The organism is Streptomyces sp. NBC_01717 (assembly GCF_036248255.1).
Classification (GTDB): Bacteria; Actinomycetota; Actinomycetes; order Streptomycetales; family Streptomycetaceae; genus Streptomyces.
Map to the genome: position 1 here is coordinate 8,704,901 of NZ_CP109178.1, position 17,050 is coordinate 8,721,950.

Annotated in this window: 15 protein-coding genes and 1 pseudogene; 6 read left to right on the plus strand and 10 right to left on the minus strand. The window is 67.7% G+C overall.

Annotation, left to right across the window (positions count from 1 at the left end; genetic code table 11):
- Positions 1 to 16: 16 nt before the first annotated feature.
- Positions 17 to 847 (minus strand): endonuclease I family protein, encoded by an 831-nt coding sequence (locus OHB49_RS39440; RefSeq protein ID WP_329165741.1) that lies wholly within the window; start codon positions 845 to 847, stop codon positions 17 to 19.
- A gap of 219 nt (positions 848 to 1,066) precedes the next feature.
- Here OHB49_RS39440 and OHB49_RS39445 point away from each other — a divergent pair, with 219 nt between their 5' ends.
- From OHB49_RS39445 to OHB49_RS39460, 4 genes are all read left to right on the plus strand, one after another.
- Positions 1,067 to 1,273 carry a hypothetical protein gene (locus OHB49_RS39445; RefSeq protein WP_030929108.1) on the plus strand — a complete coding sequence of 69 codons (207 nt, stop codon included), beginning with the start codon at positions 1,067 to 1,069 and terminating at the stop codon, positions 1,271 to 1,273.
- Between the two features lie 61 nt (positions 1,274 to 1,334).
- Positions 1,335 to 2,492 carry a methyltransferase gene (locus OHB49_RS39450; protein WP_329165743.1) on the plus strand — a complete coding sequence of 386 codons (1,158 nt, stop codon included), beginning with the start codon at positions 1,335 to 1,337 and terminating at the stop codon, positions 2,490 to 2,492.
- Between the two features lie 102 nt (positions 2,493 to 2,594).
- The gene (locus OHB49_RS39455; protein ID WP_329165744.1) at positions 2,595 to 3,785 is read left to right on the plus strand and encodes an acyl-CoA dehydrogenase family protein; all 1,191 of its coding nucleotides are present in this window, start codon (positions 2,595 to 2,597) and stop codon (positions 3,783 to 3,785) included.
- A 283-nt stretch (positions 3,786 to 4,068) separates the two neighbouring features.
- Complete coding sequence (locus OHB49_RS39460; RefSeq protein ID WP_306092131.1) at positions 4,069 to 4,503, plus strand: VOC family protein; 435 nt, start codon at positions 4,069 to 4,071, stop codon at positions 4,501 to 4,503.
- A 69-nt stretch (positions 4,504 to 4,572) separates the two neighbouring features.
- On the opposite strand, the pseudogene OHB49_RS39465 reads toward OHB49_RS39460, so the two are convergent.
- From OHB49_RS39465 to OHB49_RS39475, 3 genes and pseudogenes are all read right to left on the minus strand, one after another.
- A pseudogene (locus OHB49_RS39465) lies at positions 4,573 to 4,937 on the minus strand (transposase); the annotation flags it as partial.
- Positions 4,938 to 4,961: 24 nt separating this feature from the next.
- Entirely contained in the window at positions 4,962 to 5,846 is an 885-nt protein-coding gene (locus tag OHB49_RS39470; RefSeq protein WP_329165747.1) for a DUF6083 domain-containing protein, read from the minus strand.
- 132 nt (positions 5,847 to 5,978) lie between these two features.
- Complete coding sequence (locus OHB49_RS39475; protein ID WP_306092133.1) at positions 5,979 to 6,242, minus strand: helix-turn-helix transcriptional regulator; 264 nt, start codon at positions 6,240 to 6,242, stop codon at positions 5,979 to 5,981.
- 1,526 nt (positions 6,243 to 7,768) lie between these two features.
- Here OHB49_RS39475 and OHB49_RS39480 point away from each other — a divergent pair.
- Complete coding sequence (locus OHB49_RS39480; RefSeq protein WP_329165749.1) at positions 7,769 to 8,641, plus strand: CBS domain-containing protein; 873 nt, start codon at positions 7,769 to 7,771, stop codon at positions 8,639 to 8,641.
- Between the two features lie 355 nt (positions 8,642 to 8,996).
- Entirely contained in the window at positions 8,997 to 10,712 is a 1,716-nt protein-coding gene (locus tag OHB49_RS39485; protein WP_405890966.1) for a sensor histidine kinase, read from the plus strand.
- Positions 10,713 to 10,730: 18 nt separating this feature from the next.
- Here OHB49_RS39485 and OHB49_RS39490 read toward each other — a convergent pair whose 3' ends face one another.
- The 6 genes from OHB49_RS39490 to OHB49_RS39515 all read right to left on the minus strand — a co-directional run bounded on the left by OHB49_RS39490 (position 10,731) and on the right by OHB49_RS39515 (position 16,927).
- Positions 10,731 to 11,444, minus strand: coding sequence for a response regulator transcription factor (locus tag OHB49_RS39490; protein ID WP_326632954.1), 714 nt, complete (start codon positions 11,442 to 11,444; stop codon positions 10,731 to 10,733).
- A gap of 502 nt (positions 11,445 to 11,946) precedes the next feature.
- On the minus strand, positions 11,947 to 12,822 hold the full coding sequence (locus OHB49_RS39495; protein ID WP_329165751.1) for a universal stress protein: 876 nt from the start codon (positions 12,820 to 12,822) through the stop codon (positions 11,947 to 11,949).
- A gap of 60 nt (positions 12,823 to 12,882) precedes the next feature.
- On the minus strand, positions 12,883 to 13,884 hold the full coding sequence (locus OHB49_RS39500) for an Acg family FMN-binding oxidoreductase (RefSeq protein WP_326632957.1): 1,002 nt from the start codon (positions 13,882 to 13,884) through the stop codon (positions 12,883 to 12,885).
- A 230-nt stretch (positions 13,885 to 14,114) separates the two neighbouring features.
- Positions 14,115 to 14,324: a hypothetical protein gene (locus OHB49_RS39505; RefSeq protein WP_329165752.1), complete on the minus strand. Its 210-nt coding sequence runs from the start codon at positions 14,322 to 14,324 to the stop codon at positions 14,115 to 14,117.
- Between the two features lie 204 nt (positions 14,325 to 14,528).
- Complete coding sequence (locus OHB49_RS39510) at positions 14,529 to 15,149, minus strand: CBS domain-containing protein (protein WP_433917150.1); 621 nt, start codon at positions 15,147 to 15,149, stop codon at positions 14,529 to 14,531.
- Positions 15,150 to 15,499: 350 nt separating this feature from the next.
- Positions 15,500 to 16,927 carry an MBL fold metallo-hydrolase gene (locus tag OHB49_RS39515; RefSeq protein WP_329165754.1) on the minus strand — a complete coding sequence of 476 codons (1,428 nt, stop codon included), beginning with the start codon at positions 16,925 to 16,927 and terminating at the stop codon, positions 15,500 to 15,502.
- Positions 16,928 to 17,050 lie beyond the last annotated feature (123 nt).

A 17,050-nucleotide genomic window follows, 5' to 3' on the forward strand; every position in this document is an offset into this window, starting at 1 on the left:
GCACCGGACAGCGCTGCTACCAGATGGCCTCGACCCACTCGGGGTGGTCGATGAACGGGTTCCTGTTGTGCTGGTACTGGTCGAATATGACGTCGTTGCGCCGCTCCTCGAAGGAGTCCGGCGGGTCCTCCTGGCTCCACTGCTTCAGTACGGAGAGCCTGCCGATGTTCGGCGCGGAGCCGTTGTCCACCCGGTCGTTCGGTTCGAGGTCGGCGAAGGCGTCGTCGCCCTCGTACCGCACCGCCATGTAGAGGATCATGCGGGCGACGTCACCCTTGACCGCGTCGCGCGGTTCGAAGGAGTCGCTGTCGGTGTAGTTGCCCGCCGCCCCGCCCACCGCGGTACCGCCGTTGTCGAAGTCCTTGTTGCCCCGGATGGAGTTGACCGTGACGTCCTCCGGGCGCAGGTGGTGGATGTCGGTGCCGGGTCCGGTGCTGGTGCCGAAGTCGCCGTGGGACTTGGCCCAGACGTGCTCGCGGTTCCACTGGCCGACCGCGCCGCCGTTGTCGCTCTTGGGCTCGGAGCGCCCGGTGTAGAGGAGGATCACGTTCGAGGAGTTGGCGGGGTCCTGGTCGGTGCTCTTGAGCGCGTCCCAGACCTGGCTGTAGGAGATCTTGGTCTGCACGCTGATGATCGAGTGGAGGGCGCTCTTGAGCTGCGTTCCGGTCTTGCCGAGCGCGTCCTGGTAGTACGTGTCGTCGAGCGTGGCGAGCGGCGTCGTGGCCACCGGTGTGATTCGGGGTGCGGCCGGCACGGCGGGTGCGGCGGCCGCGGTGCCGGCGAGTACCGCGAAGGCGGCGAAAGTGGCCAGCACTGGGCGCCGGTAGGGAAGGTGACGACGGGACATGTGGGGTGTCCTCTCCGGAAAAACATGCACCGCGGCGCCGTCACGGGGTGGGGGACGGTGCCGCGGTGTTCGTGTGTGGTGCGTGGTCAGCGGGAGCCTTCCACACGCACGGTGACCCAGGTGTGAACGCTGTGTACCTATCATGTGCAGGTCAAGTGGGCTCTCGGATGCGGTCCTGGAGCCGCAGGGCGAGAATTGCCGCAAGGACGAGGAGGCGGCATGAGCGAAGAGCCCGAATCCGTACCCGTATCCATGGCTCGGGGCGTGACCCCGGACAGCCTCTTGCACACCGGCGGGAGCGAGCATCCGTCGGCCGAGGATCTGGTGCTCGCCTCCGGGCGGGACCTGACTCCGCAGAATCTTGAGTGGGCGCAGCGCCGACTGGCACGAGAGGGCCGGGCGGCGATGGAGAAGCAGCTGCCGTAGGCGGCCGGTGCGGCGGGGAGTGTGTGGGCGCTCCCCGCCGCTCGGCTAGCCTGAATGCACAATGAACCGTTTGACGACGTCACAGGGCGGGTTCGACCTCGCCCGCTTCCCCGAGCACCCGCGCGATCCGTTCCGCGCCTGGGACGCTGCCGACGAATATCTGCTGCGGCAGCTGGAGGGGATCGACGGAGCAGAGCCGGTCGACCTGTCCGGCGCCGTGGTCGTGGTGGGCGACCGCTGGGGTGCGCTGACCACCGTGCTGGCCGGGCACCGACCCGTACAGATCACCGACTCGTATCTCGCGCAGCGCGCCACCCTGGCGAACCTCGCCCGCAACGGTGACGACCCGGACACCGTGCGTCTGCTGTCGGCCAGGGACACGCCGCCGGAGCGGATCGACGTCCTCCTCGTACGCGTCCCCAAGAGTCTGGCGCTCCTGGAGGACCAGCTGCACCGGCTCGCACCCGCCGTGCATGCCGGCACCGTCGTCATCGGCACCGGCATGGTGAAGGAGATCCACACCTCCACCCTCAAACTGTTCGAGCGGATCATCGGTCCCACCCGCACCTCCCTCGCGGTCAAGAAGGCCCGACTGATCCTCTGCAGCCCCGACCCGGCTCTGGCCCGCACCCCCAGCCCATGGCCGCACCGCTACGACCTGCCCGACGGCGTCGGCGCCGTCTCCGGCCGGACCGTCGTCAACCACGCCGGGATCTTCTGCGCCGAGCGCCTCGACATCGGCACCCGCTTCTTCCTGAACCATCTGCCCGAGCGCAGCGGCCGGGACCGCATCGTCGACCTGGGCTGCGGAAACGGGGTCGTCGGCACCTCCGCCGCGCTCGCCAACCCGGAAGCGACGGTGACCTTCATCGACGAGTCGTACCAGGCGGTCGCCTCGGCCGAGGCGACGTTCCGGGCCAACCTCGGGATGGACGCCGAGGCCGCCTTCCTGGTCGGCGACGGGATGGCGGACGTACCGCCGGGCAGTGTCGACCTCGTGCTCAACAACCCGCCGTTCCACTCGCACCTGGCCACCACCGACGCCACGGCCCGGACCATGTTCCACGGGGCGCGCACCGCGCTGCGGCAGGGTGGCGAGCTGTGGGTCGTCGGCAACCGGCATCTCGGGTACCACACCCAGTTGCGCCGCACCTTCGGCAACTGCACCACCGTCGCCGGTGACCCCAAGTTCGTCGTGCTGCGCGCCGTCAAGCGCTGACCGGCGGACAGGCCCTCGTGGCCCTTCCGGATTCTTGCAACACGTTCTAGTGTGTGCGCCGCCGCACACGGGCGACGCGACCGCGAGACTCCTGGAGGGGCCGTGCACCTCGAATACACGCCTGAGCAACAGCAGTTGCGCGCCGAGCTGCGCACGTACTTCGCCGGACTCGTTCCCGACAACGCCTACAGCAGGTACGACGACCCCGCCGCCCAGAAACGCTTCTACCGCGAGACGATCCGCCGCCTCGGCGCCGACGGCTGGCTCGGCGTCGGCTGGCCGACGGAGTACGGCGGACGCGGCCTGTCCCCGATGGAACAGTTCATCTTCTTCGACGAGGCCGCCCAGGCTGGCGTACCGCTGCCCCTGATGGCCCTCAACACCGTCGGCCCGACGATCATGCAGTTCGGCACGGACGAGCAGAAGGCGTACTTCCTGCCGAAGATCCTGGCCGGCGAGATCGACTTCGCGATCGGCTACAGCGAACCCGACGCCGGCACCGACCTGGCGGCCCTCAAGACCCGGGCCGTACGCGACGGCGACGAGGCCACCGGCCATTACATGGTCAACGGTCAGAAGATCTGGACGACCAACGGCGACACCGCCGACTGGGTCTGGCTCGCCGTCCGCACCGACCCCGACGCCCCGCCCCACAAGGGCATCACGATGCTGCTCGTCCCGACCGACGACCCCGGCTACTCCTGCACCCTGATCAACACCCTCGCCTCGCACGACACCACCGCCAGTTTCTACGAGAACATCCGCGTCCCCGTCTCCCGCCGCGTCGGCGACGAGAACAAGGGGTGGCGGCTCATCACCAACCAGCTCAACCACGAACGCGTCACCCTCGCCGCCCACGGCACCATGGCCATCCGTGCCCTCCACAACGTGCAGCGCTGGGCCACCGACACCAAGCTGGCCGACGGGCGCCGGGTGATCGACCTCGGTTGGGTCCGCACCCGACTCGCCCGCACCCACACCCGGCTCGACGCCATGAAACTCCTCAACTGGCAGATGGTCTCCGCCGTCCAGGAGGGCACCCTCACCCCGCAGGACGCCTCCGCTGTCAAGGTCTACGGCTCCGAGGCACGCCGTGACGCCTACGCCTGGCTGATGGAGGTCGTCGGCTCGGCCGGGCCGCTCAAGGAGGGTTCGGCGGGCGCCGTCCTGCACGGCGAACTCGAACGCGGCTACCGGTCCGCGGTCATCTTCACCTTCGGTGGCGGCAACAACGAGATCCAGCGGGAAATCATCTCGTGGATCGGCCTGGGGATGCCGCGCGTGCGCCGCTGACGGGTTGTGACTAGGCTCTTTAGTTGGCACAAAAGCAGGCTAGTTGGCACCGAATATTGCGGCCGTTCTAAAAGGGATGTCCCGCAACTGATCTTGGCATGAAGGTTGGTTGTCAGGACTGGATCCTGGGGACCACTGGGGCGCTCCGTCGCCACGGTCGCGTCGTTCTCGCGGACTGTCCGGTTTGGTCACTTGGTGTCCAAGGGTGCCCCAGGGCGCGACGGGTGGCGGGCGGATCTGTCTGGGGAAATGAGCGGCAGAGTCCGCCTGCTGTGGTGCGCCGATGTCAGCGATCAAGAGGTTCCAAGTCACCTTTGACTGCGCAGAACCTGAGCGCCTCGCTCGTTTCTGGTGCGAGGTGTTGGGGTATGTCATGCCGCCGCCACCGGAGGGGTTCGCCATCTGGGACGATTTCAACCGCACCCTGCCTCCTGTGGAGCAGGGTTCATGGTTCGCCTGCAGTGATCCCTCAGGCGTGGGCCCGCGCCTGTACTTCCAGCGCGTCCCCGAAGGCAAGATCGTCAAGAATCGGGTGCATCTCGACGTCCGGGTCGGCACCGGGCTCGTGGGGGACGAGCGCCTCGCCACGCTCGAAGCTGAGTGCGCACGACTGGTCGCGCTCGGCGCCACCCACGTGCAAACGCTGTATGCCGATGAGGAAAACGAGTCGTGCATCCCAATGCTGGACATCGAGGGCAACGAATTCTGTATCGACTGAGCATTCGCCGAGCCGGGGAGGCGGGGAGCCGCCTCCCCTGGGCCTCTCCGGTCTCGTATGGGGCGGGAGTTACCCCGTGAGGGCGAGGTTGTGCAGCCGGGCGATGCCGAGCATGGCGGTGTGAACGCCGTCGCCTTTCAGAAGGCAGTCACGAAGGATCTTCCATGCCTTCATCCGCGCGAAGGCGTGCTCGACGCGGGCCCGGACCTTGCGGTGGGAGTTGTTGTGCTCCTCTTTCCAAGCTGGTAGTTCGGTCTGGCCGCGTTCACAGCGGTGCGGGATGAGCAGGCCGGTGCCCTGATAGCGCCGTCCGCGATGACCGTGGCCCGGCCGACGGCGGCCTTCGCACCGGAAAGTTCCCACGCCTTGCAATCGTTGCGGTTGCCCGTGACCGGTCGGCCGATGGCGACGACGAGTCGGGTATCGGCGTCGACCGGTGGCGGTTGTCGAGTCGATGCTCACCGACCGTGATGGGGGCTTCTGTTGGGGAGGCGGGTGACGACATGTTGGTGGTGCAGCAGCGGATCGAAGGGTTCCCAGTCTGCGAGAGCCAGGTCAGGTGCCCCCGAGGTCGCAGCGTGGAGAGGGCAGCGCTGGGTGCGCCAGCGCAGCTGCTCGGAGTAGGACAGGCGCCCAAGGTCGTAGACGGCGATGTCGAGTGCGGGCAGAACTAGTTGGCGGCGGCGAGTGGGGGCCGCGGGGATGAGTGTCCACTCCCCGGGGGCGCTTCCGGGGGCAAGGACGGGGCGGGGGCATCGGGTTCGGCGGATGGTCTGGGCAACGCATTGGATGTCTTCGATGGGCTTGGCTGCGAGATAGCGGCAATAGAGGAGCTGGACGACGGGGCGGGCCGGCCGACAGGAGGCTGTTGTGGCTGACTCGGCGACCGGCTTCTCACCGGGGATGAAAGCGCCAGTGTCAAGGAGGCGTCGGGTGCGCAGGGCGAGGCGCCTGCGCAGGTCGTCGAGGTCGGGCGTGAGCTCCTGTGGCGTGGTGCGCTCGGGACACAGAGTGCGGTGGGTGATGCGGCACCAGCGGCTGCCGTCACCGGCCGGATGAGCGATTCCGGAGGCGACGTGCCAGCGGCAGGTGGTGGGGACGATCAGGGTCGGCAGTTCGGCTGGATGGAGTCCCACGGGTTGTTGGTTGCTGGTGATGTGCCAGTCGATTCGGTTGCCGCAGTCACGACATCGGCCGGCCTGAGCGATGCGCAGCAGGCGGCTGGGGCTGTCCGCGGCGACTCGGAGGGTGCGTCGGTAGCCGGGCGTGGTGGGGCTGCCGTCCCAGTGACGGCCGGTGGTGGCAGGGGTGAAGCACATGGGGGCGAAGGTGTCAGCCGCCACGCCGCATTTGTGCGAGCCGCACTGTGTTGGTCCCCTCGTCGGCCCAGCGTGGGGGAACGGGGAAGCGAAATCTCGCCTGTCCGTTCCCATGCCGTGACTGGTTCGGGTGATCCGTTGAGGTCGGAATGCCGACTATGAGGCGTTGTCGCCCGGGGGTTCGTGACCCTCGCAGAGTGCGGCAAAGAGGCCGCCGAGGGGGACATCGAAGGCATGGCCGAGCGCATGCCAGGTGGCGAGGGATCCCACGGTGCGACCCTGCTCGATTTCGATGAGGGTCCGCCTGGACAGGGCGGTTCTCATGGCGAGCTCGTCGTAAGACCAGCCGCGCACGCCCCTCAGGCGCGCGAGCTGCAGGCGCAGCGCGTCGAGGTTCGGCTCGGGCGGCAAGATCGTCACCTGTCCATCCGAAGGCGCATGCCCCTGCCCTGTCAGTGCAGATCTCTGCCCTATTTGCGTAGTCGCCGCTTTTCTCGGAGGGCAGAGATCTGCACTACGGTGTGCCGCCATCACGACACTCCACCCGCCGCCAGCCCTTTCTTGGGTGTCGGAGGCGGCGGGCGACAGAGAGGGGCCATCGGCCGATGAGGCTGTGCACCACGCGCCCGCCGGCGACACGCACCTGGACGGTCGAACTGCGGCCTCAGCCCCAGGGACCGCTCCTAACCTGCACCCAGTGCAATCTCAGGCCCGAGACAGTTCAGGGGAACACCGCACGCTCGGCCGCTCTCGAGCACCTCGCCCGCCATGCTCGCCACTCGCTGCTTCCCCAGCACCTGCGGACCTGCCAGTGCCACGAACGCGGCTGTCAATGGCACCCCCGCCACCGTGGCTGCGCTGGCCCGCTTCTCCTGGTCCTCTCCCGCGAACGAGGCGGTCGCCTGTGGCGTCTCACCGATACATGCATGGCCTGCGCCCGGGCCATCCCAGACGCTTCGGTCGTCCCCGAGACCGCCCTCAGCAACTCAGCATCTGGCCCCTCTCTCCGTCCGCGCCGCCGCTCTACGGTCATGCGCCACGATGGGGCAGAGCGGATGCTGGTGTGCGACATGTTGAGCTACCTTGCCGCCTCGCTCCCGCAAGGCCTCAGCGCGGAGGCCCGAGTTCTGGCCCTTCAGTGCACACTGCGCTCAGCGAGCTCCGGCCTTGTTCATCTGCCACCAGGTCTGACCCGCGGTCTGGCAGTTCACGAACCGCGCCTCCGCTGGGAGGAGCTCGAGGGCGCAGGCTGGCTCTACCTGGCTTCCGGTTCCGCCGCTTGGCTCGTCGACCCCCTCCTTGGCACCCCTGGCCGGCGTCGACGGGCCAGGGCGGCCGATTGGGCGCTGCGCGCGTTTCGAACACATGGCGATCGCCAGCTCAGCGCGTACGTACGCCTCGTCGCCATGGCCCTCATCGCCCACACACCCCCAGAGGAAACAGACGGGGTCTCTGACATGATCCAACTGGCCCGCCGGTGCGGGCTGCAACCGGCGACGCTGATCACCGCAATCCAGATACTGGTTGAGCACTGCGCGCTCGCGGCATGGACGCTTGACCACCGAACGGGCGACCTCGCCTGGATCACAGCTCCGGCAAGCGAATAGATCAGACGGCTTGAGAACGAGTCCGCTCACAAGCACTTCGGGCTTCCCCTTCCTGAACTGGAAGCTGCCCGAGCCGCGAACCGTAACCTGACCCGTCCCTGAACCAGCGCGGATGTCCTGCTGCAGCAAGGGCCATCACGCCGCCCGGAACCGTGGACGGTGGGGCCAAATCATGCCCGTCGGGTCCGCCAACGCGATGGACAGGAGCTGGGGTTCATGGGGGTGTCCCTGTTTCGTCAAGCCGAGCGAGGATGGGATGGGCCGACCGGCCCTTGGCCTCGGCTCCAGGAGTGGAAGACTGGGAACGTAGGCCAGCTCGGCGTGAGTGAGGAGCCCCCCGTGGCTAAACGCGAGAAGACCTCGGCAGGGGCCGAAGCTCGCCGCGCGGTGCCGGCGAAGGCATGGAGGCCCACCGACGAACCCCTGCGGCAGGACATGCTGCTGCGCTACCTCGGCGCGGTGGCCACGGTGTCCGCCAAGCAGGCGGCGGCACGGCGCCCGACCGTTCCCGAAACGGATTCGGCCGGTCGGGTGAAGAAGTCCGCCGAGCCGTCCGCTGCCGAACCCGCGCCTCTGCTGGTCCGTGACGTTATGGACATACCGGCCGCATCGGTGCGCGGTGACATGCCGTTCCTGGACATCGCGCGGAGCTTGACCCGTGAACACGTGGGGTCCCTGCCGGTGGTCGATGCCGACGACCGGGTGATGGGTGTGGTGTCGGAGTCCGACCTGCTGGCGAAGGCCGCGGTAGAGGCCTCCGGATACGAACCCGGTCCGATCGGCAGGCTGAGGGAACGGCGGCTGCACGACAAGGCCCGTACCGAGACCGCCGAGACGCTGATGACCACTCCGGCCGTCACCGTGTTCCCTGGTTCGACCGTCGCCGAAGCCACGTGGCTCGTGTCCCTGTCGCGTCTAAAGCGCCTGCCGGTGACGGACCATGAGGGCCGCCTGGTCGGTGTCGTGCACAGGAACGCACTGCTCAACGCGCTGATACGCGATGATGCCGGGATTCGCGAGGAGATCGAGTCGAGGATCCTCGCCGAAGGCTTCCCGGATGCCCGAAACGCCGTCGAGGTCACCGTACGCAACGGCGTGGTGGACATCAGTGGCCAGATGGCGGAAGACGACGTTCCGCGGCTCGTCGCAGAGATCAAAGACATCGACGACGTGACCGAAGTGATCGATCATCTGCACCTTGTCTCAGGGTGACGCCGGAGTCCCGACTTGCGTCAGCATGCACGCGGTCCACGATCTCGCTCGACCGAGTAGCCTAGCTGTCGCCCAGCGTGATGGTGGTCTCGGGAGGGGCGTCGAGTAAGGAGGCCGGGGCCTCGCTCCAATCATCGGGCTCGCACACAGTGTCCAGCAACGCGCGGGCGCATGCGGCGGGCTGCCAGCCGCGGCTGGTTCCGATCGACGAGAAGCCTGCAGATTCCGTGCACTGCCCCAGGCGCTGCTCGACTGTACGGCTGAGTCGGTTGGAGTCCACCAGGTGCCTCGTGGTGGTCGGTCCTACCGTGGAGGTGTGGCCCGCCCGGGATGGGTGGGTCAAGGTGGAGGCACCGTGGGCGACAACGGAACTGACCGCTGTGGTGGGGCGCGACGTCGGCTGAGCACGTTGCCGGCCGACCTCCAGGGGCGCCTTGATGCCGTGACCCATAGCTCTGCCGGGGCGGCCCTGCTACTGGATGCCGTGATGTCGGTGGGAAGGGGACTCGATCTGCCCCAGGTGTTGCGCCGGATTGTCGAAGCCGCAGTTGTTGTGGTCGATGCCGAGTACGGAGCCCTGGGAGTGGTTGGCGAGGGAACCCGGCTGACGCAGTTCCTGCCCGTGGGCGTCACCGTGGAGCAGCGGGAGGCCATCGGCCCGCTGCCAGCGGGGCACGGCCTCCTGGGCGAGCTCATCCGTCATCCTGAGCCCCTGCGGCTCGCGGAGCTTGCCGAGCATCCAGCGTCGTACGGGTTCCCGCCGAACCACCCCCCGATGCATTCGTTTCTGGGGGTGCCCATCCGGGTTCGCGACGAAGTGTTCGGCAATCTGTATCTCACTGAAAAACGGGGCGGTCGTGCATTCGATGCAGAGGACGAGACCGTGCTGTCGACGCTGGCCGTGGCGGCGGGAGTGGCGATCGAGAACGCTCGCCTGTACGCGGAGACGTGCGATCGCCAACGGTGGCAGGAAGCCAATAGTGAGATCGTCGCGGGTCTGCTGAGCGGGGTGAACGAGGCGCACGTCCTGCAGATGATCGTCGATCGTGCCTCGCGTATTCTCTCCGCGGACCTCGGCGTCCTGGCACTCCCCACGGAGGGTAGGAGCCTCCGGGTGGCACTGGCGTCAGGTGTGGACGCCGAGATTCATCAAGGTCTGGTCCTGCCACGTGAGGGATCGTTCGTCGGCGCGGCTCTCGATGCGGGCGAGCCGATCACCAGCCGCGATGTCGGGCACGATCCGCGGATCACCGAGGGCCCGCCGAGGTGGGCGGGGCTCGGCCCGGCTGTCGCGGTCCCGATGATTACGGGAGAGCGGACCCGTGGGGTGCTGTTGTTGGCCCGCGTACGGGAGCGTCCTGCCTTCACCACGTCGGAAACCTTGCCCCTGCTGACCTTCGCAGGTCAGGCTGCGCTGGCGATGGAACTCACCGAACGGCGCAAGTCCGCCGAGCAGATCGCTCTGCTGGAGGACCGGGACCGCATCGCCCGGGATCTGCACGACCTGGCCATTCAGCGGCTGTTCGCCACCGGTATGACCCTGCAGAGCGTGGTGCGGTTCGTGGATCATCCACAGGCGAGCGAGCGGTTGCTGCGCGCGGTGGACGATCTGGACGAAACCATCAAGATCATCCGATCCACGATCTTTGGCCTACGTGCACGCGGACCGGGCCGTGCCGACCAGGGGCTGCGAGGGCGGACGGTGGCTACGGTGGAACAGGCCGCACGTACCTTGGGCTTTCAACCCTCCCTGCGGATGGGAGGGCTCATTGACACAGATGTGCCGGCAGAGATCGCCGAGCAGGTGATCGCCGTCCTGGGGGAGGCGCTGAGCAATGTTGCTCGCCATGCACAGGCCACGTCGGTGGATATCTCGCTCGTGGTGGGTGAGGGGGCGCTGAACCTCGTCGTGTCCGACAACGGTGTGGGCATGCCCGAGAACGGTGGTTCCCGAAGCGGGCTCGCCAACCTTGCACGGCGCGCCGAGAAGCTCGATGGCGAGATGAGAGTGGGGGCATCGGGGAAGGGCGGCACCCAGCTGAACTGGCGGGTGCCACTGCGGCTGTCCTGATGTTTCGGGGCCGCACGGTTACGTCTGATGCTGTCCGGCTCCAGGCGGCGGGGAAGGTTCCGTGGCGTGCGCAGCGATCACGGCCGCCTGGATGCGGCGCTCGACGCCGAGCTTGGCCAGCAGACGGGAGATATGATTCTTGACGGTTTTCTCCGACAGGTAGAGGCGCTTGCCGATCTGGCTGTTCGTCAGCCCTTCACCGATCAGTTCGAGGACGTCCTTCTCCCGCGGGGATAGCCCGGACAGCGCGTCGTCCCCCTCGGGTTCAGCGGCGGATTCCTCCTCGCGCAGGCTGCTCATCAGCCGTGCCGTGGTCGTCGGGTCGAGGGTCGAACGCCCGGATGCCAGTGTGCGGACGGCGGCAACAAGGTCAGAACCCTTGATTACCTTGAGCACGTAGCCTGCCGCGCCAGCCATGATCGCGTCGAGCAGCGCTTCGTCGTCGTCGAACGAGGTAAGCATCAGACAGGCCAGCTCCGGCATCCGAGAGCGCAGTTCCCGGCACACGGCGATACCGTCGCCGTCCGGCAGCCGCACATCGAGAATCGCGACGTCCGGGCGGAGCGCCGGGCCGCGAGCCAGAGCCTGATCGGCTGTGCCGGCGTCGCCGACGACCTTGATGTCGGGTTCCGCGTCAAGCAAATCCTGCACCCCGCGCCTGACCACCTCGTGATCGTCGAGCAGGAACACGCGGATCGGTCTCTGGGCCGAGAACCCCGTCTCGTCGCTCATGGTGCCCTCCTCGCCGTCGAGGGGTTGCGCAGTCCCGCCCCTCCGCCATAGTGCATCCGCATAGGAGCTACGCACCAGGGCCGAACAGGCCCATGCTGCCGACCGTTCAGATCGCAGGAACCTCGGCCACGGCACCGTACGGCTACAGCAACCGGGGCCGCGTTCCGTCCAGCGGCCGTTCGCCGCCGTCGACTATCTGCGCACGTCGACGGCCAGTGCAGCGGCCTTCCCGCATCGAGGCGGCTGGACTTTAAGAAGACAGCCCCAATGACGCACTCGGGTGGCGATGGCCCACACCGTCGCGGTTCCGGAGGCTGCTCGCCAAATCGGACCCCGCCGGGCTCGGCCGACACTTGGAGTAGCTCCGTCGTGCCCCGAGCCAGCTCCGTCACGGTGGTGTCCACCGCTTCGGCCAGCCGCAGCAGAATCGGATCCCGGCGGAGTCCTCACCCCATCGGCTTTCCACCCGGCCGCGTCACGCGTGCGGGTATCGGCGTCATGCTCAAGGGGTGTGGGGCACAACGGCGACCGGGCAGGGCGCGTAGTGCAGAACCGCGTGATTTACCGGCCCGAGGTGGAGGCCGTGCCGTCCGCCGTCCCGCCGCGCGCCAACGACGAGGAGTTCCGCGCCTGTGGCGGCTTCGATCAGTGTCTGGTGGGCCGGTCCCTGGACCACCGAGTGCTCGATGACGGCATCGGAGCCGGAGCGGTCCAGCACCGCCAGGACGTTTTCGAGGTGTTCCTCGGCTTCCCGGCGGTGTGCGGATGCCGGAGTACCCGAGAGGAGCGGATGGTCCATGGCCTCGTGGGCGGGGCAGCGCCAGGCCCGTACGGCGATCAGTTCACCGTGACGCGATGCCGCTTGTTCGAGTGCGAAGCGGGCCGCTGCTGACGGGCCTGCGGCGTCTCCGATCCCGACGACGATGCGACCGGGCTTCGGTTGCGTGTTCGGCGGGGGCGTCGGGATCACGACGACCGGACAGTGGGAGCGGCCGGCCAGGGCGAGGCTGACGGATCCGAGGAGCATCCCGGCGATTCGGCCCCGGCCGCGGGAACCGAGCACGACAAGGGTTGCCTCGTGGCTCTCCTGGACGAGTGCGGTCACCGGGTCTTCGGGCTGCACGTCGGCGACCATGCTCACCTCCGAATGGAGGCGTTGTGCCCGCTCCTGCGCGGAGGCGACGACATGCTCGGCGAGGATCTGCTCGGCCGGACGCTCGGTGTCGAATGTGGGGCGCAGCCCTTCGTAGTGTTCCCACAGCGATGCGTGGATGACGCGCAGGGGGAGTCCTAGCCGGGCCGCCTCCGTCGCTGCCCAGTCCAGTGCGCGCAGACTGCCCTCTGATCCGTCCACTCCGACGACTACAGGGAGCTGCATCACTCCCACCGCCTTCCCTGCTCGGACGGTCGCCTGCCGCGGTGGCATACGACCGGGTTTCTAAGGTTCGATGGTCAGCACTTGGTTTACGGGGCGGCGTGGTGTGTGGGGCCCCGCCGGGCCGTATCCCAAGCGGATGATCATCTGTGCGTTTCCCGTGCCGAAGACCGGGTCGCGCAGGATCCATCGAAGGTCCGGCCACTCGAGGGGCTGCGTCGCGAATGAGCTGGATACGTGGTGGAGTGTGGCGGTGAGCAGGACGCGTTCCAGAGCCTGGCCGGCGCGCAGCCAGTCTTCGGCCCGGTCGCCCGCGGTGCTCAGAAGGGCCAGCTGCGGCCGGTTCTCGAACAGGACGCGTACTCGGCCTGCGAAAACGGCGGTGCCCGCGAAATCGCGGACGGTCGCCCTTTCGGAAGCGTCGCGGGGCCCGAACGCGTAGTCCGGAATTCCGTCGGCTGGGACCTCAGTTTTTGTGTCCCGGGTCCAGCTGCGCTGTTCCGCCTCTCGCGCCGGATCCCTGCGGTCGTATCCCTCGGCATCCCGGATCAGTTCGAGCACCGTCTCCAGATGCGTCGGAGTCAGGAAGGCGAAGTCCGCGCCCTCGATACGGGCCGCTTCGGCGAAGCGCACACGAATGTCCTCGGGGATGGCTCGCTCGTCGAACGGATAGCGGCTGGTATGCCGGTCCCGAATCGCAGGGTGGAGGGCCGCGAGTGCTTCGTCCGCCGGCTTCCGGGCGGAGTCGGGGCGGATACCCAGGCGTACGACGGCCAGGAGGGACGGGTCCGACGGTTCGGGCAGCAGCGTGGTGACCAAGTCCAGACCGAGGTAGGCGGCGGATACCCGCAGGTTCAACAGGGCCGCGCCGCAGCCGACATGGAGTCCGCGGGTGGAGGGGTCGGCCTCTGGCATCGCACGGTCGAGGTCCGCCCGGAGCGTGAGGGTGCGGCTGGAGCGTTCGTAGCAGAACTGCCAGGGCTGGGCGTTGTGCATGGATGGCGCGGAGGTGGCATCGGCGACTAGGTCGGTCAACGTGGTCTCGTCGAGCCTTTTGGTGAGCATCGCGGGTCTCCCGGAGAATCGGGAACGGTCGATGGCCCCTTCAGCATGGAGCGGTTCGTAGTCCCGTACAAATGGGCCGTTCGTCCCTCGACAGGGCCGGATGGACTCCCCGCCGGGGTCAGGCAGTGCTGGATTCACGGGAGGACGTATGAGGATGCGTTGCTGGACATACGGCGGAACAGCGACCGTCCAGACCCTTACTCATGCCTGTCGCGGGACGCCGCCTTAGCTTAATAGAGGGTGTTGCGGAGCCGGGTAATGGCTTGCGCCAGGTCGTCAAAGGCGCGCTGCTCCTGCTGCGGGGTGGTACGGGATGACTCGAAGATGCTGTCGCGACCTCCGCGGATCCGGGCGTAAGTATCGAAGCGAGCGAGGACGCCGTGCACCAACTCCTTGGGCGGAAAATGGGACGCGGAGGAAGGATCGTTCTGCGGGGACATCAGCGCTCTTCCTTGATCGGACGGCCGTGGGTTGGGAGAACAACGTGGTACTGCCCCGGCATTCTCCCAGCCACAGCTCACGGTCTCGCCACGCCATGGCTGCCCTTCGCGATCACCAACATTGAAAACATCCGCTTACCGGGCCGATGTGACGGCGCCGGGACCCTTCGGCCCGGAACCCGCGGGTGCGAGGTGATCTCCGGCTCAGGGGGATGTCAGGCCTTCGAGCCGACAGTCCACGCTGACCACGCCTTCCACGGACTGAGCGAGCCGGGCGGCGACGGGAATGAGGGTGGCGTCGCTGACGCGACCGGTGAGCGTGGCCACACCCCAGGTGACGCTGACCTTCACGTCTTGGTGCGCGACGGGGAACAGCCGGTTGACGACCTCACGACGAATTTCGGAGGCGAGCTCGTCGTCTGAGCGCAGGAAAACCTTGAGGAGATCGGCGCGGCTGACGATGCCCTTGAGACTGCCATCGGCGTCAACGACCGGTAGGCGCTTGACCTGCTGGTCGGCCATGAGCCGGGCGGCCTGCGGGAGAGGCGCGTCGGGCTTGACTGTGACGGCGGGGCTCGTCATCAGATCCTTAGCCTGGACCGAGCCAGCCTTGGCGATGTCTCCCAGGCGGCGCATATCCTCGATCATGCCGGGCGACTGCTCGTGGAACTCCTCCTTCGGGAGCAGGTCGGCCTCGGAGACGACGCCGACGACTCGGCCCTCGCCTTCGATGACGGGTACAGCGGTGACTTTCCACCGCTCCATGGCGGCGGCGATCTCTTTGAATTGCGCGTCGGGAGTGACGGTGACGACGGTCTTGGTCATGACGTCGTCGACGGTGTACCGGCCAGAGGTCATGTCACATTCCTCGGTGAGTGTGGGCGAGTGGCCGACTGTTGCCGTGAGGGCGAACAGCACGGGTGCGGGCCGATGCGACAGGCGGCCCGCTGGGGTGCGACCGAGGCCGCGGTGATCGCGCGAGTGGTCGACTCGGGAGAATTTCCCGCAGCCCGCTACGGCCGTGGCGTCGAGTCACATCGGATGACATGTCGACGAGCGAAGACGCCTTAGCCTCCATAGTTCGCCTCCAACCCCTCACTCGCAGCCTTGCACTGGGGGTAACGGAGTGCGGGAGAGTCTCGCGGCGTCAGATTGCGCAAGTCGTTCGGTACCAGTCAGCGGACCAGGACAGCCTCCCCAGGCTTGGGTACGACCGCTGTCCAATCCAGCTCATGGTCGATCCGGTCCCGCAGGGCATCGGACGATGACTCCTCGCCGTGGACCAGATAGGTCGTGCGTGGTGCAAGGGAGCCGCGGAGCCAGTCCATGATCTGGTCGGCATCAGCGTGGGCCGAAAAGTGCGGTAGGTCGGCCACCTCCGCGCGTACAGGGACGTAATCGCCGAACATCTTGAGTGTGTGGGCGCCGTCGACCAGGTCGCGGGCCCTGGTGCCAGCGGCTGCGAAACCGACGATGACGACGGCGTTGCGTGGATTGGGCAGGAGCCGGTGGAGGTGGTGCAGGACCCGGCCGCCGGTGGCCATGCCGGCTGAAGAGACAATGACGGCGGGACCGGGCGTGCTGTTGATGTCGATGGACTCCTGGACGGTTCGCGCGGGCAGAAACGGGTCAGGGCTGATCGCTGTCTCGCCGTGGTCGAGAATCTCGGGCCTGATCTCGGGGGAGCGGGCACGCAGTGCTTCGCGGTAGACGTCGAGCGCGGCCAGAGCCATGGGGCTGTCCACATAGACGGGGACGGACCGGGGCAGGACCCCGTCCTGGCGCAGGGCGGCGAGCTCGTGGAGGACAACCTCGGTGCGGTCGATCGCGAAGGCCGGGATGACGACGGTTCCGCCGCGCGCGAGGGTACGCGTGAGTACGGCTGCGAATGCGGCGTGGGCTTTTTCGGGTTCATGGTGACGATCGCCGTACGTCGACTCCATCAGTAGTACGTCGGCGCCGCTGAACGGCTCCGGTGGCAGCAGCAGTGGGTGGCCGGGGCGCCCGAGATCTCCGCTGGTGGCCAGGGTGTGGCCGTCCTCAAGGGTCAGGTGGGCCCAGGCCGAGCCGAGGATGTGTCCACCGTGGTGCAGTGTGAGCCGGGTGCCTTCCATGATCTCGATTTCGCTGCCGACCGGGACGGGGTCGAAGAACTTCACGGTGGTGTCGACGTCGGTCTCGTCATAGAGCGGTTTGGCGGGCCGGTGCTTGGACCAGCCGTGTGTATTGGCGTGGTGGGCCGCCTCCATCTGGAGGTGCGCGCTGTCACGGAGCACGATCTCGGCGAGCCGGGCGGTGCGGGCGCTGGTCAGGATTGGACCCCGGAAGCCGTTCCGGACCAGTCGGGGCAGGTAGCCGCAGTGGTCCAGGTGGGCATGGGTGATGACCACGGCATGGATGTCCGAGGCGTCGCACGGCAGCTTTGCCCAGTTGCGGCGGCGCAGGTCGGCAAAACCCTGGAAGAGACCGCATTCGAGGCGGACCCGGGCATGGTCACTCTCGATGAGGAACTTGCTGCCGGTGACGGTCCGGACACCCCCGAGGAAGCGCAGCAGCGCGGGTCTCGACGAGGGCGTGGCCGGGCCCGAGTCTGTGTCGAACATTGCCGGCCCCTCCTTCGGCGGGTGGTAGCCCTCTCGACCATCACACTCCCGGCACCGGGGCGGGATGGGCCCGACAGGTCCGGACGGGGACCGACCGGCCCATGCGCGACAGACCTGCGCCGA

Excerpts from the sequence above, each read along its gene's own strand:
- OHB49_RS39510 (WP_433917150.1), bottom strand. The coding sequence starts at position 15,149 with ATGACCAAGACCGTCGTCACCGTCACTCCCGACGCGCAATTCAAAGAG.
- OHB49_RS39450 (WP_329165743.1), top strand. The coding sequence starts at position 1,335 with ATGAACCGTTTGACGACGTCACAGGGCGGGTTCGACCTCGCCCGCTTC.
- OHB49_RS39515 (WP_329165754.1), bottom strand. The coding sequence starts at position 16,927 with ATGTTCGACACAGACTCGGGCCCGGCCACGCCCTCGTCGAGACCCGCG.
- OHB49_RS39505 (WP_329165752.1), bottom strand. The coding sequence starts at position 14,324 with ATGTCCCCGCAGAACGATCCTTCCTCCGCGTCCCATTTTCCGCCCAAG.
- OHB49_RS39460 (WP_306092131.1), top strand. The coding sequence starts at position 4,069 with ATGTCAGCGATCAAGAGGTTCCAAGTCACCTTTGACTGCGCAGAACCT.
- OHB49_RS39495 (WP_329165751.1), bottom strand. The coding sequence starts at position 12,822 with ATGCAGCTCCCTGTAGTCGTCGGAGTGGACGGATCAGAGGGCAGTCTG.
- OHB49_RS39445 (WP_030929108.1), top strand. The coding sequence starts at position 1,067 with ATGAGCGAAGAGCCCGAATCCGTACCCGTATCCATGGCTCGGGGCGTG.
- OHB49_RS39440 (WP_329165741.1), bottom strand. The coding sequence starts at position 847 with ATGTCCCGTCGTCACCTTCCCTACCGGCGCCCAGTGCTGGCCACTTTC.
- OHB49_RS39490 (WP_326632954.1), bottom strand. The coding sequence starts at position 11,444 with ATGAGCGACGAGACGGGGTTCTCGGCCCAGAGACCGATCCGCGTGTTC.
- OHB49_RS39500 (WP_326632957.1), bottom strand. The coding sequence starts at position 13,884 with ATGCTCACCAAAAGGCTCGACGAGACCACGTTGACCGACCTAGTCGCC.